This window comes from Anaerolineae bacterium, from assembly GCA_035529315.1.
Taxonomy (GTDB): domain Bacteria; phylum Desulfobacterota; class Desulfobacteria; order Desulfobacterales; family ETH-SRB1; genus Desulfaltia.
The window spans coordinates 27,846-49,006 of record DATKWZ010000025.1 but is presented as its reverse complement, the minus strand read 5'-3'; the positions used below and the strand labels follow the sequence as shown (position 1 = coordinate 49,006).

The 21,161-nt window shown below is 44.0% G+C and carries 20 protein-coding genes; 14 read left to right on the top strand and 6 right to left on the bottom strand.

What is annotated here, in order from left to right; translation table 11 throughout:
- Positions 1-6 precede the first annotated feature (6 nt).
- From VMW78_04875 to VMW78_04820, 12 genes are all read left to right on the top strand, one after another.
- Positions 7-1,263: a cytochrome c3 family protein gene (locus VMW78_04875; GenBank protein ID HUV50336.1), complete on the top strand. Its 1,257-nt coding sequence runs from the start codon at positions 7-9 to the stop codon at positions 1,261-1,263.
- A gap of 295 nt (positions 1,264-1,558) precedes the next feature.
- Positions 1,559-2,464, top strand: coding sequence for an NHL repeat-containing protein (locus VMW78_04870; protein HUV50335.1), 906 nt, complete (start codon positions 1,559-1,561; stop codon positions 2,462-2,464).
- Between the two features lie 105 nt (positions 2,465-2,569).
- A complete protein-coding gene (locus tag VMW78_04865) occupies positions 2,570-3,613 on the top strand; it encodes a cytochrome c3 family protein (protein HUV50334.1) in 1,044 nt (347 codons plus the stop codon).
- A gap of 47 nt (positions 3,614-3,660) precedes the next feature.
- Positions 3,661-5,202, top strand: coding sequence for a cytochrome c3 family protein (locus VMW78_04860; GenBank protein ID HUV50333.1), 1,542 nt, complete (start codon positions 3,661-3,663; stop codon positions 5,200-5,202).
- A 53-nt stretch (positions 5,203-5,255) separates the two neighbouring features.
- A complete protein-coding gene (locus VMW78_04855) occupies positions 5,256-5,489 on the top strand; it encodes a hypothetical protein (protein ID HUV50332.1) in 234 nt (77 codons plus the stop codon).
- 11 nt (positions 5,490-5,500) lie between these two features.
- Positions 5,501-6,985: a cytochrome c biogenesis protein ResB gene (locus tag VMW78_04850; protein ID HUV50331.1), complete on the top strand. Its 1,485-nt coding sequence runs from the start codon at positions 5,501-5,503 to the stop codon at positions 6,983-6,985.
- The gene (ccsA, locus tag VMW78_04845; protein HUV50330.1) at positions 6,963-7,868 is read left to right on the top strand and encodes a cytochrome c biogenesis protein CcsA; all 906 of its coding nucleotides are present in this window, start codon (positions 6,963-6,965) and stop codon (positions 7,866-7,868) included. Before VMW78_04850 ends, ccsA begins: the two co-directional genes overlap by 23 nt.
- A gap of 14 nt (positions 7,869-7,882) precedes the next feature.
- Complete coding sequence (locus tag VMW78_04840; GenBank protein ID HUV50329.1) at positions 7,883-8,227, top strand: hypothetical protein; 345 nt, start codon at positions 7,883-7,885, stop codon at positions 8,225-8,227.
- A gap of 42 nt (positions 8,228-8,269) precedes the next feature.
- Complete coding sequence (locus VMW78_04835; GenBank protein ID HUV50328.1) at positions 8,270-9,445, top strand: acyl-protein synthetase; 1,176 nt, start codon at positions 8,270-8,272, stop codon at positions 9,443-9,445.
- A gap of 29 nt (positions 9,446-9,474) precedes the next feature.
- Entirely contained in the window at positions 9,475-10,698 is a 1,224-nt protein-coding gene (locus tag VMW78_04830; protein HUV50327.1) for an acyl-protein synthetase, read from the top strand.
- A 57-nt stretch (positions 10,699-10,755) separates the two neighbouring features.
- Positions 10,756-10,941, top strand: a complete 186-nt coding sequence (locus VMW78_04825; protein HUV50326.1) for a hypothetical protein — start codon at positions 10,756-10,758, stop codon at positions 10,939-10,941.
- Entirely contained in the window at positions 10,932-12,392 is a 1,461-nt protein-coding gene (locus VMW78_04820; GenBank protein ID HUV50325.1) for a radical SAM protein, read from the top strand. The genes VMW78_04825 and VMW78_04820 overlap by 10 nt, the downstream gene beginning before the upstream one ends.
- Before the next feature lie 42 nt (positions 12,393-12,434).
- Here the strand turns inward: VMW78_04820 and VMW78_04815 are convergent, their stop codons facing one another.
- Entirely contained in the window at positions 12,435-12,743 is a 309-nt protein-coding gene (locus VMW78_04815; protein HUV50324.1) for a hypothetical protein, read from the bottom strand.
- Positions 12,744-13,305: 562 nt separating this feature from the next.
- Here VMW78_04815 and VMW78_04810 point away from each other — a divergent pair.
- Positions 13,306-14,196, top strand: a complete 891-nt coding sequence (locus tag VMW78_04810; GenBank protein ID HUV50323.1) for a cytochrome C — start codon at positions 13,306-13,308, stop codon at positions 14,194-14,196.
- A 175-nt stretch (positions 14,197-14,371) separates the two neighbouring features.
- Positions 14,372-15,259, top strand: coding sequence for a cytochrome C (locus VMW78_04805; GenBank protein ID HUV50322.1), 888 nt, complete (start codon positions 14,372-14,374; stop codon positions 15,257-15,259).
- A gap of 54 nt (positions 15,260-15,313) precedes the next feature.
- Here VMW78_04805 and scpB read toward each other — a convergent pair whose 3' ends face one another.
- Genes scpB through VMW78_04780 form a run of 5 tightly spaced genes read right to left on the bottom strand, consistent with a single transcriptional unit; the run spans position 15,314 to position 20,957 of the window.
- The gene (gene scpB / locus VMW78_04800; protein HUV50321.1) at positions 15,314-15,907 is read right to left on the bottom strand and encodes an SMC-Scp complex subunit ScpB; all 594 of its coding nucleotides are present in this window, start codon (positions 15,905-15,907) and stop codon (positions 15,314-15,316) included.
- Positions 15,904-16,617: a segregation/condensation protein A gene (locus VMW78_04795; GenBank protein ID HUV50320.1), complete on the bottom strand. Its 714-nt coding sequence runs from the start codon at positions 16,615-16,617 to the stop codon at positions 15,904-15,906. Before VMW78_04795 ends, scpB begins: the two co-directional genes overlap by 4 nt.
- Before the next feature lie 2 nt (positions 16,618-16,619).
- Positions 16,620-17,609 carry a tryptophan--tRNA ligase gene (gene trpS, locus VMW78_04790; GenBank protein ID HUV50319.1) on the bottom strand — a complete coding sequence of 330 codons (990 nt, stop codon included), beginning with the start codon at positions 17,607-17,609 and terminating at the stop codon, positions 16,620-16,622.
- The gene (locus tag VMW78_04785) at positions 17,606-18,307 is read right to left on the bottom strand and encodes a site-2 protease family protein (GenBank protein ID HUV50318.1); all 702 of its coding nucleotides are present in this window, start codon (positions 18,305-18,307) and stop codon (positions 17,606-17,608) included. Before VMW78_04785 ends, trpS begins: the two co-directional genes overlap by 4 nt.
- Positions 18,291-20,957: a CBS domain-containing protein gene (locus VMW78_04780; protein HUV50317.1), complete on the bottom strand. Its 2,667-nt coding sequence runs from the start codon at positions 20,955-20,957 to the stop codon at positions 18,291-18,293. The genes VMW78_04785 and VMW78_04780 overlap by 17 nt, the downstream gene beginning before the upstream one ends.
- Positions 20,958-21,161: the final 204 nt, after the last annotated feature.

Here is a 21,161-nt window from a genome sequence, read left to right as displayed (position 1 = left end):
CCTAAAATGCCTAAAGTTAAAAATCACACAGCTTTATTTTATTTAATATTTTTTATGGTATTCCTGTTGCCTGAGATAGCGGTTCATGCGGCTGATGCAAAAGGCACGGAGGTTGGCTTTAAAAAATGTATGGAATGTCATCCCGGAGTTCAAAAGGAGATGGATCAAAAGGGGCGGCACGAGCCTTTTAAAAAATATCAATGCTCAAGCTGCCACAATCCCCATGCTTCAAATTACGAACATCTGGCAAAAGATGAGATCAGCGCGCTGTGCAAAACCTGCCATAAAGGCAAAAAAGGGAGTTTCGGCAAAAAATACAGCCATTCCCCTTTTGAGGAAGGAGCGTGCCTGAAATGTCACAGCCCTCATTCATCAAAAAATCCAAAATTATTGAGAGCAAGAGGGGAAAAACTCTGTTTTAGCTGCCATGCCGGCAAAGAGATGTTTTCGAAAAAGAACAGGCATGATCCTGTAAAAAAGGGTAATTGTTTAAGTTGCCACAGCCACCATACATCCGATTACGAAGAGCTGGTCGAAAAGAGCCCTGAACAGATATGCGTGACATGCCATACAGTCAAGAATAAAAAGACGGAAAAATCTCACCTCTATTATCCTGTGCAGGGGGCTGATTGTATTTCCTGCCATAATCCCCACGGTTCTAATCGCACGAAGCTGATCAAGGAGAATTCACACAAGCCGTTTGCCGGTAAGAAATGCACTCAATGCCATAATCCAGCCGAATCAACAGATCCACTGGGCATGAAAACCAAGGGGGTGTCGGTCTGCATTACATGCCATCCATCGGTTAATGAGGATTTTAAAAAGGTCAACGCTCATGTCGGAGAAGGGGTTTTTTGCACAGACTGCCACAGCCCGCATGCTTCGGATGAAGCTCGTTTAAAAAAGGCAAAAGAGAAAAAAATATGCACTACCTGTCATCAGGATACAAAAGATCGTTTAAAAGACAAAAATAACAAACACAAACACCCCTTGGTTATAGAAGGAAAATGCACAGACTGCCATCGTCCCCACGGGTCCGACTTTGAGCTGTTATACAGCACCGATGAAATTTCCGCGTGTGTTAATTGCCACAAAAGGCATGCCACGTTCACCCATCCTGTAGGGGAAAATACCATTGACCCGAGGACCAAGGGGAAGATTATATGTAGCACCTGTCATAACCTGATGGGGAGCCCTTATGATTTTGCTTTGAGATTTGATCGAAAAAAGCAGTTGTGTATTCAATGCCATAAGGGGTATTGATGGAGCAGAGAGCGGAAGAGTGAGAAGGTTAGAAGGTGAGAAGATTAGAATGAACGTCGAACATCGAACGTCCAACATCCAACATCGAATGCTGAATGAAAAAAAGAAACAGAAGCCAGATGTCGGAGGTTAATTCCTCTAAATCCCCTCTAACAAGAGGGGTGGACGCGGGAAGCGGACAGGGTGTGTAAAAACAAGCGCTTTTTCTGTGATCTTCGTGTGCTTTGTGGTGAAAATGGCCGAAATTATGACCAAATCCTTTCGTGTTTTCTTGATTAAATTTTCCGGAGTAATTATGCGTAGAAAGATAAAACCCGTCATTTTGTTATTATTTTTCCTGATCATACCCGCGACCGCACTTTGTGCGTCAAAAGGACAGGTTAAACACCTGACATCAATCACCGGAAATAGTGAAATAGGCCGTTTTGGTCTGCTTGGCGGTATTTTTTTTGACGAAAACAGGAACAGGTTATATTTCACGGACACAACAAATGGCAGGATTCTTGCATTTGTTTTTAATGATGAGTTTAAATATATCTCAAAATTTACCGGTGGAGGCGCGCTGACTTCGCCAACAAGCATAGTCAAAGACAGCAAGGGCAACTTTTTTGTGGCCGAGCCTGGAAAGGGGAATGTCCTGGCGATTGATATTGAGCGAAAATCTATCAAAACGATCGATTTTTCCGCTGTTTCCGGGGCTAACCCTATTTATCCTGGAAACATGGCCATTGATTCAGAAGATCGCCTCTATATTGCGGACAAAGCCAACCAGAGGATTCTTCTGTTTGATTCAAATTTACAATTCAAAAAGCAGATATTGGTCAAGGGAAGCCGGGGTCTTAAAGATGTGAAGGTAGACGAAACAGGCCGTATTTATGTGCTGAGCACCATTGATGGTTCAATTTGCGTTTATAACAGCGAGGGCAATCTTCTTTTAAGGTTTGGAAGCAGAGGCTCTGGCAAAGGTGAATTCGATTTTCCGACAAGCCTTGCTGTTGATCAAAAAGGGCTGATCTATGTAGCGGATCAACACAAAAACCAGGTTCTTGTATTCAACGACAAAGGCCGGTTTTTATATGCTTTTTCACAGTCCGGCTGGAGAGAGGGACGACTTTACCGGCCTTCTTTTATATGTGTAAACAGTTCAGGCCGGATATTTGTTGTTGACCGGGCAAATACACGCATCAGTGTGTTTGAATAACAGTTCACGGTTCACAGTTACATAGTTCATTGAAAAAAACCATGAACCGTGACCGTGAACCGACAACCGTGAACCATTGCCCCGCCATAGAAAGGGAGAGCCATTTTGAAAAGGTTGTCTTTCAGCATAATATTGATCCTTTTGATCATAGCCTCATCAGACGCTCCTCAGGCCAAGGTATCGGGAGAATGCTCAAACTGCCATACCATGCACAACAGCCAGGCCGGGGCTTCGATGGCGACATATGGAGGATTTGGTGATGCTCCTTTCTCGAGCCTGGTACGCGGCAACTGTCTTGGCTGTCATGGTCAGGACCCTAGTGGTTCGGAATACGTTACCTTGGGACAAAAAATCCCCCAAGTTTATCACACCACCGGCGAAACAGACCTGGCAGCCGGCAATTTTAAACATATTATAACCGACGATGCATATGGTCATAATGTAGACCTCTTAACAGGTTATGCTGAAGATATCTTAACTGAGCCCCCAGGTGATGAAAATGATACCGGAATTACAACAGACTTAACCTGTGCCGGGACAAAAGGCTGTCACGGCGACCGCGCTACACTCGGCAATTTCGATAGTATTAAAGGCGCCCATCATGCCGGGGTGAGCGGACTTTGTAATATTGCTGATACCGTAGCCAACAGCTATCGGTTTTTACTGGGTGTAAAAGGCCACGAAAATATGGATGCCACCTATCCGTGGCAAAACAGAACAGCCATCATCCACAATGAATATTATGGAGTTTCCAGCAGAGGTAGTGAAGGTGGTATATCAAGTCCTGGATCAAATTCTATCAGCGGGCTTTGTGCTGAATGTCACGGTAACTTCCATGGGCCGGGCACAGATGATATAACCATCGGCTCTGCTTCACCATGGCTCAGGCACCCAACAGATATTGTTTTAACAAGTGACGGTGAATACGCATCGTACACAACTTACTCCACAACGGCTCCGGTTGCCAGATCAACGGTCTATGCCACGATAAACACATCTACCACAAACGACGTTGTAGCCCCGGGAACAGATATTATAATGTGTCTTTCGTGCCACGGGGCTCATGCAACCGGCAACTACAAACTCATGCGGTGGGATAACAAGGCCAATATGAGCGGGTGTGTTGTCTGCCATACGTCGAAGAGCTGAGAGCGGAAAGCAAAGGGCGGAGCTGAGTTCTTAATATGGTGAATAAGATGAAGACAATATTTGCATGGCTGATAAGCCTCATGTTTTTGGGAAGTGGGTTTGCCTATGCAGGGACTTATCTTGATTCCGCCCATGGCGACAGCGTCAGCGGTGTGGACCGATCCGCCGTTACAGGTGTTACCGCGCACCCGGATGTAACAAATGAATATGTCATAGGCCATTGCGGCCACTGTCACGATATGCATGCATCTATTGGAGGTGTTGAGCCGGCACCTACAGGGGACACTCAAAATATCTATGCTCTTTTCAAAGAGAACTATGGCGGCGTCGACAGAAATCAACTCTGCTATGCCTGCCACAACAACTTAGCAGTCGGCACACCGGGAAATGGGCGATATGGGATTTATCAGGGGTACATTAAATATGAAGCCTCGAGTCACGATGACAGTGCCAATTTTTCCTGGCCTGATGGAAATCCTCCCGGACCACAGTCCCCGGATGCCGGTAACTGCCTCAACTGCCATAACCCCCATGGATATGACGATGGAAGCCTGATCCCCAGCCAGCTTTTTAAACGCGAGGAGGATCTCTGTGAGGCCTGCCATGACGGTAGTCCGGCATTAGCAACCAAAGATATTCAGGCCCAGATCAACAAAGCCTCTGCTCATCCCACAGATGATTATTCCGGAAGACACAGTGAAAGCGAGGACATGACACCTGCCAATTTTGCCTATGATGCTGTTACTGACAAGCGCCATGCCGAGTGCGTTGATTGTCATAATCCCCATGTAGCAAAAACAGGCACACACGCTATAGGAACCAATGCAGTTTCTAATGTGTTGCTTGGTGTCAGCGGCGTGTCGGTTACCAATAGCACTGCCTGGATTGCACCTTCGTATAGTACCATAGATAATGAAACGGGAATCACCAAAGAATACGAGCTCTGTTTCAAATGCCACTCCACTTGGACAACACAGCCTACCGGGCAAACAAATATCGCCCTTCAGTTCAATTACAAGAACGCATCATACCATCCGGTGGAAGCCGACTTGACAGGTGACGGTTCAACCGCACTAACCGATGCTCAGATGGGCACTGATTGGAAAAATGAGGGTCTCCAGACCATGTATTGCTCAGACTGCCACGGAGACGATGCTTCTTTGCCGCCGGCAGGCCCCCACGGCTCAGCCAGCCCCACGATTTTGAAAGGCCGCTGGCCGAAAAATTCGTCTGGCGTCCTGTGGACCCTCGGCGATGCACAACAGGGGTACAACAATTTTAGTACGGATTGCCTCTGCACAAAATGTCATCCTGTATATGATACTGGCTGGAAAAACAATGCTCACTCTGGTAATGGTAATCACAACACTACTTATACATGTGTTCAGTGCCACGTGGGCCTGCCTCACGGTTCTGCGCACCAGCGGCTTATCGCTTATGTGGCCGATCCTCCTCCATATGATTATAATGACGATTCCGCAACGTTAACACAATTTATCAGGGCAGCAACACCTACCGGTTATGGGAACAGTAACAGTAATTGTTATTCTGCTGTTAGTCCATGCAGCGGCAGTGGAGGGAGACACTAACTAACAAAGAAAAAGGGAGCAAGCCTTGATGGTGTCCGTTGTTAACTGAAATTATGCATAGAGATTGGTTACAAATTGCAGGGGCCGTACTGGTTGTTCTGGGAGTGGGTGTATGGGGGCTTTATGCGGTGGGGCGTTACTGGATGGGCTGGGATGTGACGGACCGGCTGTTTATACCTTATCATCTTGCATGTGTCATACCGGGCATGCTACTCCGGCAACATCGGTCCCTTTGCGGTCTTGTAAAAAAATGGCGGCAGCGTGGAAACAATCAAACTCTTAGATAAAGACACCTCTCATGCAAAAAGTCAAAAGGTTCCTGCTTTCCCGCAAGACCGTAATTTACTTAATCTGTGCGGTTGGCATCTCCTGCCTGGCCGGTTCCACTATACCTCAAATTACCACAAAAAGTCCGCAGTTCTTTGAGCAATGGGAGGCCGGGAGCCCCAGTCTTTATTATGTGATCGATCTCTTGCAGCTCAACCAGGTATATACTTCCACTTGGTTTTTGATTCTAATAGCCCTCGTTGCTCTCAGCCTCGCTTATTCCGTTTACTATCAATCAAAGACTCTGATAAAATTAAAAGAAACTGCTCAAAGGGAAATCACGGAACGATCTTTTAAAGATTTCCTTGTGATCAGGGGCCAGGGATCGGGGATCAGGGGCCAGGGATCGGGGATCAGGGGGCAGGGGTCAGGGATTAGGGGGCAGGGGTCAGGGATTAGGGGTCAGGGGTCAGAGGTCAGAGTTGAGGAACTGGCACGTAAAATAAAGAGGGTTTTTAAGGTTAGGGGATACCGGCTGTATCCGGCGATAGAAAAAAGCAGATACTTTCTCTTCGGCAAAAACAGGGCTGGAAGGTGGGGGGGTGTTATTTTTCATTTGGGCCTTCTCCTTTGCATTCTGGCCGCCCTTTACGGTCTGGCTTTTCAAAAAAGGGGCTTTGTTCAACTTAAGCAGGCTGATACCTTTCAAGGTAAGAATGAAGATTGGCAGGCAAAGAGCCTTGGTGTTTTTGCCGGGAATTTTGATCCGGGCTTTAAGGTGTATCTTAATAAATTTACCCCAAGCTATTGGGAGAATGACCAGATCAAGAATCTGGAGAGCAGTCTGACGATTATTGACTCAAAAGGTGAGGCCAGGGAGTTCTTGCTTTCTCCGGCAGGTCCTATCCGTTTTAAGGGGACCAAGGTCTATCAGGCCATGGATTATGGATATGCCATAGGGTTTATTCTGAAAAAGGAAGGAAGAGAGGATATTTTAACCGATTTTTTACTCGATGTTTCGCGCAAAAAAGATAAACCCCTTGAAGGAAAGATGGATTTTCCTACCACTGACTATATCCTAAATATGAAATTTTACCCCAATCTCATTGAGCCTTCCTTTTATGCGACCTTTCCTGGTGTTGACTTAACCGTTATGGAGAAAGGAGAACAACGGTTTAAGGGAAGGGTTTTGTTCAGCCAGAGGGCCGGACTTAACAATAAAGACAGTCTGAGTTTTATCCGGATTTGCTACTGGACAGGGCTGACCTTTGTGAAGAACTGCGGTATGCCCCTTGTTTACTGTGGTTTTGCCCTAAGTACATTAGGGGCCTTTTTGATATTTATGCTTCCCTATAAACAGGTTTATTTGAAGGTGACAGAAGATGGGAATAATATACAAGTCTCTATGGGCGGACGTTCCAATAGATATAATGCTCTTTTTTCTGAAGAATTCAAGGAACTGGGAGAAAACCTCGAAAAGGAATTAGGAAAACATGGAAACGATTCAGTTACTTAAATATGAGGTAATCTTCCACTGGATTGCCCTCTTTTTTTATCTCTTTTCAACGATATTCTTTGTAAGGCATGTGGTCTTTAAAAACGAAAAGAGCCTCAATGTCGGGCTGTGGCTCGCGTTGATCGGCCTGATTCCGCACACCATTGCTCTGGGAATAAGATGGTATGCAGTAGGCCACGGGCCGTATTTACAACAGATGGAGTCATTTTCTTCCACGGTCTGGGTGAGTATGGTTATATTTCTGGTTTGTGTTTATAAAGTCCCAAGGCTGAAAAGCCTCGGGTTTGTGATACTTCCCTGCTGTCTTGCAATGATGATCCTGGGAATTATCTCCAACCCCTGGGTATCGGACCAACTGGCGCAGACCCTTGATCATGGTCGTTTGGAGAAGGGAATCTATGCAAGATCCGGGGTTGCAAAGGTGCCGCCCACCTTTTGCGGTATATGGTTTGTAATTCACATAACTTTTACAATTGTTGCCGTGGGAGCTATTCTAATCTCTCTTAGCACAGCTATATTTTATCTGTTGAAAAAAAAGAAAGGTGAAAACGAATTTTACAATAAGCTGCCGTCTCTGGAGGCGCTTGACGCCTATAGCTACAAGTACGCCGGTTTTGGGTTTATCTCCTGGACTATCATGGTTGTTTCAGGGTCGCTCTGGGCTGAACAAAGCTGGGGCAGATACTGGGGATGGGACCCTATTGAGACGTGGTCTTTAATTACTTTGCTCCTGTTTGGGATCTATTTGCACTTGAGGCGGTTCTTTAAATGGCAGGGAGAAAAAGCTGCCTGGTTCATCGTGGTTTGCATCGCGTTTGCCATTGCAACCCTCTTTATCATCCCCTTTGTGATGACCACAGTCCATTCACAGTATTTCTTGTAAACGGAAATCATTTTATGAAAGCCTGGCTTATTATCATAAATAACTTTGTTCATGATCTATTTACAGGACTGTGGATAAGTACTATCCTGGTCATCTATTTGCTGGGCAGGAAGGCAGGATTTGCGCAAGGGACATCTTTGGCGACCTTACTTCAAGATGTCATAAATGTGTTTTTCTGGCTGGGACTCTTTTCCATATTAATCATTATTATTACCGGAATTTTTCGATTTTTTGAATACAGGTCTAAAAATAGTGGCGTTTTAGAACCGTTGAAAAAGAAAATATTAATCATAAAACACATTTTGTTGGGGGCAATTTTTCTGGGAGGTACTTATTTAGCGTATGGCTGTGCTTTCTAAAGATCATATTTTAGACAGGTTAACCCTCCTATATTTATCATTATGAAACAACACGACCAGGATATCCTTGAATTCGTTCTTCGAGGTCTTGACCATTTGGACGAGAAACGGTTTAACGAACTGGCTCTCAAGGAATTTGAGCGCCAATATAATGTAAGCGCGCCATATAAAGAATTTTGCAAAAGTCTAAATGTGGTTCCCGAGACTATCGCGCACTGGGAAGAAATCCCTGCTGTCTCTTCATTTGCTTTTAAGAAAGCTGTCATTGACTCACTTCCTGCTGAAAAGGCTGAACAGATCTATTTAAGCAGCGGTATCGTTCAGCTTGAAAAAAGAAAGGAAAAAACGTATCGGGATAAATGGGCTGTTGCTATGATCCGTACCGGCAATACCCTTTTGACCAAGGCTTACTTATTCCCTGACGTAGAGAAGATGAAAATCCTTTTTATGGTACCATCCCCCAAGATGGCACCATTGATGGAGATGGCTATTGGGATGGAACATGTGAGGATGGAATTTGGAACTTCTGACAGCCGATTTCTTATATCCTTTTTTGGGCTTGACATAAAGACATTATTAAAATCCTTGAAGCAGGCCGAAAAAACCGGGGAGCCTTTGGCTTTAATTGGCGCCACTTTTGGACTTGTCCTCTTTCTTGATGCCTGCGAAAAAGAGGGTATAAGGTTCAGCCTCCCAGAAGGTAGCAGGATTTGTGATACCGGCGGCTATATGGGTCGATATACGGGGTGCTCAAAAGAAGAATACTTTAAAAAATGTGTACAGGTGTTAGGAATAGAGGAAGACTGCTGCATAAATGTTCTCTGGATATGCGAAAACAGCACCGTTTATTTTGATAATGTCTTGAAGAATTCCTTTTCAAGTGTAAAGAAAGAAAGATACAAAGAGATGCCTCCATGGACCAGAACTATCGTCGTGGATACCCGGGAATTTAAGAGATTGCCAAAAGGCGAAATCGGTCTGCTGCGGCATTATGATCTCACCAATCGGTTGGCGGGCTTTGCCGTTCAGACAGATAATCTTGGCTTTGAGACAGAAGATGGTTTTGAGGTTATCGGCAAATGGAATAAAAAAATAGGTAAGATAGACATTGATCATTCGGTATGGCATCCCGGCGGCAAGCTGGCCACAAAAATGATAAATTATGTTATGCGCAGGAAGTTGTCTAAAGTCGGACAGATTCATTCTCGTCTGAAATAATGTAAGGCTTTACCAAAGGTTTTAATCTCATGGATTATTCTCTGGAATCAGATTTTGTAAAACAACTTGATCAAGATATTTTAGAATTCATCCATCGAGGTCTTGAGGGCGGGAATGAAGAACGATTTGTTGAATTGGCCATGCAGGAGTTTAAGCTTCAATATCATACTATTGAGCCATATAGAGAATATTGCAAAAATAAGGGTGTATCCCCCGATACGGTAACCGATTGGGATCAAATTCCTGCTGTCCCATCCCTGGCCTTTAAGAAATTCGCGCTGGCGTCTTTTCCGGTTGAAAAAGCAGAGCATGCCTATTTTACCAGCGGAACAAGCAACCCTGCCATTAAGGGGAAGATTTTCAGGGACGCAGGCGCTGTCCGGCTGATAAAAGAGGCGAATGGCCTTCTGACGCGTTCCTACCTGTTTCCGGATGTAGAGAGGATGAAGATTCTGTTCATGGTGCCTTCTCCGAAAATGGTACCCAAAATGGGTATGGCTATCGGTCTGGAAGAGGTTCGAAAAAGGTTTGGCACCCCGGAAAGCCGCTATCTGATCTCCCCCCTCGGTCTGAATCTCAAAGCGCTTCTTTCCGGGCTCAAAGAGTCTGAGTTAAGAGGTGAGCCGATTGCCCTGATCGGCGCAACGTCCGGGTTTATATATTTTCTTAAGGCATGCGAAAAAGATGGAGTATCATTCAAGCTTCCCGAAGGCAGTCGCATTTGCGATGGGGGCGGGTACCTGGGACAGTTTGGTGAATGCACCAGAGAAGAATACTTCTCAAGGTGCGAAAAATTGCTCGGGATAAAGGAAATTTTTTGTGTTAACGTACTTGGCATGGGGGAAACCAGCACAAACTATTTTGATAATGTGCTCAGAAATTTTATTGCCTGCAAAGAAGTCCCCAGATGCAAAGAGGTGCCTCTATGGACAAGGACCATCGTAGTTGACACCAGGGACTTTAAGAGAGTTCCTGTGGGAGAGATCGGCCTTTTGAGGCATTATGACCTGGCCAACCGTGCCCAGGTCTTTGCGGTTCAGACCGACAACCTTGGCGTTGAGACCGAACACGGTTTTGAGATCATAGGCAGATGGAACAAGGAGTTAGGCGCGATAGGGATCGATTACTCGGCAACAGGGCACCCTGGCGGGAAAATAGTGACCCAGCTGACTAATTTTCTGATGCGCCGCAGTTTGTCCGGCATCGGGAAGATTTATTCACGTTTAACACCTAACAGGGTTCGCAATGACTAGAATTGACCCAAAACGAGGGTTGTGCAAAGCTCTCAATTTGCAATAAGGTTAAGAAAAATGAAGGATAAACTGGACATTAGCGATGAGATGATTGGTTCAACAGACGGAAAGACCTGTTGCAGGGTATTCGCAGATCCGTTTATCCGGAAGACAAAAAAGGTCAAAATACACCCTGTCGACAAAAAACCACATGCCGATGATAACGCGGCGAAAAAGAAAGATAAAAGGAACGTATGTCCTTGAAAGTACTATTAATAACACCACCTTATCACTGCGGCGTGCTGGAGTCTGCAGGCTCTTGGCTCCCCACGGCTTTTGTTTACCTGGCCGGAAGTTTGAGACAGGCAGGATACGACGTAGAAATCTACGATGCCATGTCAAAATTTCATACTTATGAAGACATAAGGGCTCATTTAACAGAAGTGCAGCCGGACGTAATCGCTACCGGTGCTATCACAGCTACTATCTATGATTGTCTTGACGTATTAAAACTGGCAAAGGAGCTTAATCCGGAAGCATTGACTATCCTGGGAAATGTCCACCCTACATTTTGCTGGGAGGAAATCTTAGAAGAGCATCACGATATTGTTGATTATATTGTTCGGCGTGAGGGAGAGCAAACCCTGGTGGCCCTGCTTGACGGAGTCACAAAGGGTGACGATCCTGCTGGAATTCAAGGGATTGCCTTTTGGGGTAATGGAAAGGCCGTGGTTACACCTGACCGGCCCTTTATAGAGGATCTGGACTCCTTGCCTGCAGCATGGGACTTGATTCAGTGGGACGAGTACACATATCATACCAAGCCGGGTTCCACCCTGGCGGTTGTAAGTTCATCCCGAGGCTGCATGCAAAATTGCAGTTTTTGCTCCCAGCGTCTCTTCTGGAAGCAAAGTTGGCGCCCCCGCAGCCCCGAGAACTTTGTGGCAGAATTAGAATACCTGAACCGTGAGTTTGGGGTGGATGTGGCCATGATCAGCGATGAGACGCCGACTGTTGACCGCCAACGTTGGGAACGTATTCTCGATCTGCTTATTGAGAAAAAACTCGGCCTCGATTTGCTGATGGAAACACGCGTGAATGACATCCTTCGTGATAAGGATATCCTGGGCAAATACCGCAAGGCAGGGATTGTTCACATCTATGTCGGGGTGGAGGCAACCTCTCAAAAAACTCTGGACCAGTTTAAGAAGGGAACCAGAGTGGAAGAATCAAAAAAGGCGATTGAGTTAATCAACGCTATGGACATAGTATCCGAGACCTCTTTTGTCATAGGGATGCCTGACGATACCGTGGAATCGATTGCCAAAACAGTGGAACTTGCCAAATACTACGATCCTGACATGGCCTTTTTCCTGCCTATTTCGCCCTGGCCTTATGCCGATCTTTATTCAACGCTCAAACCGCACATCGAGGTGTTTGATTACTCAAAGTACAACCTGGTGGAACCGGTGGTCAAACCGATCAACATGACACTTCATGAATTAAGGCAGGCCATAGGTCGGTCATCAATGGACTTTTTCACGGACAAACTTTCAAGACTTGATAAAATGAGTCCGTACAAGCGTAAGTTCATGATTGCCGTCATCGACATTATCGCCAACAATTCTTATCTTGCCGAAATGATGAGTTCTTTGGGTGAAAATGCCGATGGTATGCCGCTTGATATCAAAAAATATCTTACTGGCCTTAGGTAAAGAAGCATGGCGGCAAGTTATGTCTTTTTGCTGAAAACTATCCTATCCCCGATTTGTTCTCGTCCTCTTCCTCCTATAGGGCGTAGGTCCTCGAAGCTGATTGACTTCTTTCGCCAATAGAGCCCTATAAGGCAAATCGGCATCTGTATCTAATAAATAAGCATTTGTCCGACATCCTGTCATACCCATGCCCGCACATACGCCTATGTCTCTTGAATAGCTGTCTATAGCTGCACTTATGCCCAGGTCATTAGAATACGTGTTGCATTTGTCGCTTCCTGTGTCTGCATAAGCTCCTGTAGCTATTAATAGTATCAATACTACAGATAAAGCCCAAAGTATCTTTTTCATTTTTTCCTCCTAATTAATATTGATGCTTAAGTAGTCAAATCGTTAATTTATCCATTAATCATAAATCAAATATCAACTACTTATAACAAAATATAAAATCGCAATGTTTATACCATATTGGACATGGTGTAATTATATACTATAATTAATTATAATAATGCAAACAAATAATTTGATGTAAACAACATTATAATATTTGTATTTTTATTAAGCCCCATGAAACGAGCGAGCAGTGGGACGCTGGTCGTTTGTTTGATTTTTGTCAATCAGCTTTTTGCCTCTCAACATTGCCTTGCTCACAGATGTTCGGACGCTCATTCTGTGATGCGCAGTCAATGGGATTCACTCCAAACCATGCCCTAACAGGTGTTAAAAGGAAATCCGCTCGTTCTTGCGGTTTGAAGGTTTTTTCCGTGAAAAAGCGCTTGACATTATTTGCGTTCTAATGGTAATGGAATCAGCAATCAGTGATATTTGTCCGGTGTATTTTACAGGGACACCTTTGAAAAAAGGGTCTTTTAAAAGGTTTTACTAAGTTAGGTTATCGGGGAGGTTAGAATAAATGGGTGCATTGAAGAGAAAAAGAGGTATTGTATTATTCAGCAGCCTGAGAACGATGAGGTCGACCGTTGTGCTCGTCAGTATTTTTGCAGCAGGCGTTTTGATTTTTGCTTTTGGTTGTAAACAACAAACCGGCATTCTGCCCTCACCAGCGGCCTCCAAACAGATTAAGGTTGCTGGGAAAGCCACCACACCGGAAATGACCAATGCCCAATGTGTTTTGTGCCACCCGCAACAGCCACAAACTATAGATGCCGGCGGCGGCAAACACAAAACCGATGTTGGATGCCTGGACTGCCACGTAGAGCATCCGCCCCTGGGCACAAAGGCCGTACCTGAATGCATTATGTGTCACAGCGAAAAGCCCCATTATGAACTCGAGAATTGCTCAAGCTGCCATTCAGACGCCCATGCTCCTCTTGAATTAACTTTGGAGGGCGAAATTACCGGACCATGCTTGACGTGTCACCAGAAAGTGGGAGATCAGCTCAAAGAACACCCGAGCGTCCACACAGGAATGGCCTGTAACGAGTGCCACGCAACAACCCACAAAAAGATCCCGAGTTGCATGGAATGCCACGAAAAGCACACCGATAGCATGGACCTTAAGGCATGCGTGAGCTGCCATCCTGTCCATATGCCTCTTGTTGTCACTTACGCTGACGATACCCCCTCGGATTACTGCGGGGCGTGTCATAAAGAAGCTTTAAGCCTGCTTGAGGCAAACACGACTAAACACCATGACCTGGCCTGTGTTTATTGTCACAAAAATAAACATAAAACAGTTCCTCCGTGCTTTGCATGCCACGGCGCACCCCATTCTGATAGCATGCTGAAGAAATTTCCTAACTGTGGTGACTGTCATGGCATAGCGCATAATTTGAAAGGGTAGGGGGTTGTAGGATTAGAGGATTAAGGGATTAGGAGAATAGGATTTCTTCTTCGTCATTCCGGCGAAAGCCGGAATCCAGTAAAGCATGGAGAGGAAATTAGACGATAAATAGAATGTTTAAATAATCTGCATCCGCGAAAATATGTGTAATCTGTGGATTAAAAAAGGATTAAGTATGACTATTTCAAGTTCGAGAGAGAAGGCTGTGGCGTTTGTTGTTGGAATAATGGTTTTATTGGGAGCTGGAATGTTCTGCCCTGCAGCGGCAAAAGAAGCTGCCTCTCCGGCCCAGGAAACTGAAAAGACGGCCTCACCTTATGATATAGAGGTGAAGCCTTTTACAACAGCGGAGTGCGGACAGTGTCATATTTCTATCTTTAACACTATCAAAAAACAGGGGACCAAGCACCAGATCAATTGTGTCCGTTGCCATACTGAGTACCATGTTTATAATCCTCAAAAACAAAACTATAATCAGATCATGCCTAAATGCGATTCATGCCACGTGAGCACAAGTGGTGGCCCGTTCCACGGGGAAAACAAAAAACTCACTCCGTGTCTGGCCTGCCATGTTGATCCGCACAAACCAATAGCAATTCCTATGTCGGCAGTCGAAACTTCATGCGCCCTTTGCCACGCCAAAGAGGGTCTTGAAATAAACAAATACCCAAGCAAACACACCAGTGCTGTAGCCTGTGCTGACTGCCATGCGGAAAAACATGGCTACATTCCTGAGTGCAGCGCATGCCATGAATCCCACAGCCCTGAAGTTGAGATGGCCTCAGCAGACTGCATGGTCTGCCACCCGGTGCATAAGCCGGCACAGATAACCTATGACAAGGAGACAATGTCCCTCATCTGCTCGGGCTGCCATGGCGAGGCTTACAAGCTGCTTCAGAAAGAGACCAAGCATACAACGGTTAAGTGTGCTGAATGCCATCCGGCCCATAAAGATATCCCCTCATGCAGCAAATGCCACGGGAAGCCCCATCCTGAGGGTATGATGATTGACACGACAAAATGCGGTAGCTGCCATGGTATTGCACACGACCTGCTAATGTAGGTACCCCGGCCATCAGATGGACATTGTGAGACCTTTAAAAAACGTTCAATTTTTTTAAAGGTCTCCCTCTTTGACAATCCTGGAATCAACGATTTCCGCTACTGTCTGTCGCGTGATGATATTTTCTGGCCCAAGCTTTTCTATCTCTTCCGTAGTGGGAAGCTCTTTAATATCCTTTAAATCAAATATTTCCAGAAATTGCCTGGTGGTTGCATAAATCAAAGGGCGGCCTGGGATTTCCTTGCGTCCCAGAATCCGTATGAGCTTGCGTTCAAGAAGCATGCGAAGAATTCCCCCACAATCAACCCCTCTTATATTTTCAATATCACTTCTTATAACCGGCTGTTTATAGGCAATGATTGCGAGTGTTTCCAGGGCGGGCTTGCTTATGCGAACCGGTCTTGTTTTGATTAAGAGTTTGATCCATTTTGTATATTCGGGTCTTGTGCGAATTTGATAGCCACCCGCAACTTCATGCAGATAAAATCCGCCTTTGCGGGCTTCATATTCATCTGCAAGAGCCGAAAGAGCATCCCTTATCTCCTTTGTATCATTTAAGGCAAGCACACTCTTAATCCGGTCTATTGTCAGCGAAGAACCGGAAACAAAAAGCAGGGCTTCGATAATGTTTTTAATATTTTCCATCATAAATAAAAAAGCCTGATAATGCCTGTATGAACATGCTGAACAATACGAACAAGGCTGAGCTTAACCATTTCGAGGATTGCAAGAAAGGTCAATATAATCTCACCTTTGTCGGCATCTGAAGAAAACAGCTCGCCAAAGGTCATTGATTTTTGCTTTTCAAGTAAATCCACTATCTGAGCGATTTTGTCTTTTACGGAGATTCTGTCTGCGGTCAGATCCATCCTCTGCTCATCGGAAATATTTTCAAGTATTTTTTTAAATGCATCGATAAGTTCAAACAGGCCGACATTAATGATTTCATCTTCATCGGCTTTTGAATAATCCTCTTTATCAATAGTTCTGGCAAAAGTATCTTCACCTAAAATGCTTCTTTCGCTTAAATGTTCGGCAGCCGACTTTGCCTGCAGGTATTCCAGCAGGGGTTTTGCGATCTCCAGGCGGGGATCATCCTCGGGGTCTTCATTTTCATGAACAGGCAAAAGCATCTTCGACTTTATATGGGTCAAAGTGGCTGCCATGACAAGAAAGTCTCCGGCAAAATCTATGCTCATCGACTTCATCCATTCCAGGTATTTCAGATACTGGTCGGTTATTAAGGATATTGGAATATCATAAATATCCACCTCGTTTTTTTTTATAAGGTAAATTAAAAGGTCCATCGGACCTTCAAAAATACCATCAAGTTGCACCTTATAGAGTTCGTCAGACATAATTAATCCATTTTCATCGCAGACCTGACCTCTTTCATGGTCTGCCGCGCTATATTTCTTGCCTTGTCGCATCCGCCGGCTATAATCTCGTCAACGAGTTTAGTGCGTTCTTCATAGTATCCTCTTTTATCTCTAATAGGTTCAAGAGCCTTTATGAGATTTTGAGCCATTATCTTTTTGCATTCAACACACCCTATTTGTGCTGAGAGGCATTCATTATTTATTTTATTTACAGCTTCGCTGTCGGAATATAGTTTATGAAAGTCAAAAACATTGCATACATCGGGATTGCCGGCATCGGTTTTTCTGGCCCGTTGAGGATCTGTTATCATACCGGCGACCTTGGAAGCTATAATATCCGGCTTGTCTGATAAGTATATGGCATTATTGTAACTTTTGCTCATTTTGCGGCGATCCGCGCCAAGTATTTTAGGTGTTTTGGTTAAAATTGCTTTTGGCTCGGGAAATACTTTTTCATAGAAGTGGTTGAATCGCCGGGCAATCTCACGTGTAATTTCTACATGCGGAACTTGGTCAATCCCCACAGGCACACCGTCAGCCTTGTACATAATGATATCCGCAGCCTGGAGAACAGGGTAGCCTAAAAAACCGAGCGTGGAAAGATCCTTGTTGCTAATCTGGGCAATCTGTTCCTTGTAGGTTGGATTCCGTTCAAGCCACGGAACAGGAGTTATCATTGAAAGTATAAGAAACAGTTCAGCATGTTCCTTAATATGTGATTGAACAAAGAATGTGCTTTTGTCAGGTGAAAGGCCGACGCTCAGCCAGTCTATCATCATATTTCGGACATATTCTGAAATTAAACTCGTATCTTCATAATCGCTGGTTAAGGCATGCCAGTCCGCAATAAAGAAAAAGCATTCATATTGGTTTTGCATTTCGACCCAGTTTGCAAGAGCGCCGTGCAGATTGCCGAGATGAAGCGGCCCTGTCGGACGCATTCCGCTTAAAATCCGTTTTTTCCTGTTCATTTAAAAGCTCCTATTAATACCAGAAACAGATGCAACCCATCTCTTCCAAGCAATAAATTCATCAATTGTGGGATAAAGGCAAATAAGCTGCTTAGTGAATTTGAAATAAGCAAAAACATTATTATTATAATGCCGAAACTTTCAAGACGCGCAAACTGCCGCTTTAAACCCATCGGCAGAAACATGGCAAGCACCCGGCTTCCGTCCAGAGGTGGAATCGGCAGCATGTTAAAAATCGCCAGAACAATATTGATCATCACGCTGTAGCCGAGCAGAAGAAAGAGCTCTATTATGAAAGGCCTGAAGAAATCATTATATTGAAACAGCTCAAGGCTGAGCAGGATCCGGAACAAGACCCCGCAAATAATCGCTAAAGCCAAATTCGCCAATACTCCGGCAGATGAGACATAAATTGTTCCCCTGCGATAATCACGAAGCCTTGCAAAATTGACCGGAACCGGCTTTGCATAACCGAATATAAATGGTGAAGAAGACAGCGCCAGTATTGCCGGCATGAGAAAGGAACCGACAAGGTCAAGATGTTTTATCGGGTTTAAGGTCAGCCTTCCGGCTAACAAGGCTGTATTGTCTCCCATCCTGTATGCTGCATATCCGTGCGCCACTTCATGTATGGTCACCGCGAAAAGCAGCGTTGCTATCTTAATAATCAGTTGGTTTAAATCAAGATTTTGAAACATAATTGCGTGCGAATATAAGCTCCTCGTTTGCTGTTTCGAGTTTGCCGTCTAATTTTGCATATAAAACAGCTTCCAGGATTTCCCTGTATATAGGTCCCGGCTTTAAACCCATCTTTATTAACCGCTTGCCTGTGATAGAAGTAGTAACATATCTTAACTTTGTAAAATATCGAGATATGGATTTTTTTATCCTTTTTTGCTTTGTTACAGCCATCATATATAAGATCAGCTCTGTCTTAAAACCGTAAATCTGCTTGTAAATAAAACTGTCTTTAACTGATACTGTCCGTTCCAGAGCAAGAAGACATTTGTCGGCCTGAAAACGTTCTTTGCAAATAATTGTTTTGTATTGTGGTGAAAGTTCAAACCGCGTGCAGATTTCATCTGATGTTTTATCGTCACAATGCCTGACAAGCGCCAGAAAATAAACGATCCACTTCATATATAATTCTTCCAGAAAAAGCAAGTCGTGCCATGACAATACCTTTTTAACGGAATTTAATAGTGAAATAAGCTCGTTATTAATCTTTATTGAAGGATGAATCACCTTAAGTAAATTGTAATCATAAAGTCTCTTAACCGCGGGCACCGGATTTTCTTCTTCAAGAATCTGACGCAGCTCATTAAATACCCTCCGTCCGCTGAGCTGCTTGAAAAAATCCATTTTTATCGCATTGTTAATTAGCCCTGAAGTCAGTTGTCCTATTGTGAAACCAAAACGCTGCTCAAATCTTATTGCGCGGAAGACCCGGGTCGGGTCCTCAACAAAGCTCAAATTATGCAATGCCCTGATACTTTTCTTTTTTATATCCCTTAGCGCCCCGAAAAAATCTATCAGCATGCCGAATTCATTATGGTTAATATGAATTGCCAGGGTATTGACAGTAAAATCTCTTCGAAATAAATCTAACTTTATTGAGCTCATTTCAACTGTAGGAAGCGCGGCAGGAAACTTGTAATATTCCATTCTGGCGGAAGCCACATCAATTTTAAAACCGTCAGGAAGGATTATAACCGCTGTGCCGAATTTTTCATGTGTATGAATACGCGCATTGAATTTTTCAGCATATTTTTTCGCAAAGGCTATGCCGTCACCCTCTATGACGATATCCATGTCCTCATTTGCTCTATACAAAAACAGATCGCGAACAAATCCGCCTACAACGTAAGCGCTATAACCGATTTCACTCGCTGTTTTACCTGATGTTTTCAATATATTAATCAAACGCTCAGGAATACGTTCATTCATAAATTTTACAACATTTCTTGTCCTGGCGTGAATCCTCTCGGTTCGCTGGTCTAATAAGTGTGTGGTTGAGTCTTGTGTCTGCCGAACAAGGGCGTTTAATAAATCTGTGCGTGTAATAACACCTTTGATAATATCATCATCCACAACAGGCAGAATGCGTTGCTTGTTTTCGATTATTTTTTTCTGAATTTCAGGAAGATCCGCATCAGATCCGACAAACGACAGGTCTGTTGTCATATATTCCTTTACCTGAGCATAATCCAGTTTATGATAAAGGGCTTTCTCAATTATCTGGCGTGATATAAAACCGACAAGTCTGTCCTTTTCGTCTTTATCTTCGGATTTGGCTGTAACTAAAAGCGCATTTACATTATAACGTGTCAGAAAATTGTTGGCATCCTTACAGGAAATATCAGATCTTATCATAATCGGAGGAGAAGACATAAGATCCTTTGCCCATTTCTTGGGCTTAATGTTTTTATAAAGCTTCTCAATTAATTCATGTTCGGTCTGCGCCAGGGTTTTATCCCTGATTGTAGCGGAAGCCGCAAAAGGATGCCCTCCTCCTCCAAAAGGGGTAAGTATGGTTCCAACATCGACTTCCGGCATTCTGCTTCGGGCAACAATGTAAACCTTCTTTCCCATGAGCGCCAAGGCAAACATTACGCGAATATTTTCCATCTTAACCATTTTATGTACAAGAAAGGCAAAATCAGGCAAATAATCGTCGGTAGTTACACATGTTGTTACAACTTCGATACCGTTGATATTGTAATGCATTGCCGCCTGAATCATATCGTTTAAAAGACCGACCTGTTCAGCGCTTATCTCTCTATAAATCAGATTTGATACAATCTCCAAATTTGCTCCCTTTGAAACCAGAAAGGCGGCAGCAACAAAATCGGTTTCAGTGGTGGAAGAAAAAGTAAAAGAACCTGTATCTTCATATATGCCGAGACACAATATGGTTGCTTCATCAGGGGATAGGTCGATCCCTTTTTCCTTGATGATTTTGGTGAGGATGGAAACAGTTGCCCCTGTTAAGCGATTAACCTCGTAATCTCCTTTAATATCATTTGCCAGGGCTGGATGATGATCATAGATATGTACTTCTAAATCAGATTGTTTCAAAATAGATGCAAATTTTCCGATTCGGCTTGCCTGCTTTGTATCGACAAGAACGAGCTTTTTGATATTTGAAAAGTCGATATCCTTTATATCCGCCATATTAAAGAGATATACCATCGAGTTTATGAAGAAATTCCTTAGATTTTTCTCATGTGAGCCAGGGAAAACAATAATAGAACCCGGGTATAGCTTCTGAGCGGCAAGCATGGATGCCAATGCATCAAAATCAGCATTAATATGGGTGGTTATTACGGTAAGCTTTTTATCGTCCATTTTTGCCACTATCAGGTCCTGTTTCGGATAGGTGTTAAGTGTTAAGGGCTTGATAAAACAAAGAATTACTTGGCCCCTTGACCTTCTGGATCTTTAATTATAACATATAAACTGTTTTATCAAGATCAAGTTAATTAATCGGTTTAAACCAGCACCTCTGGTAGTGGTACCATAAAAAGGTTTTACCGTTACAGTAATTAGTTA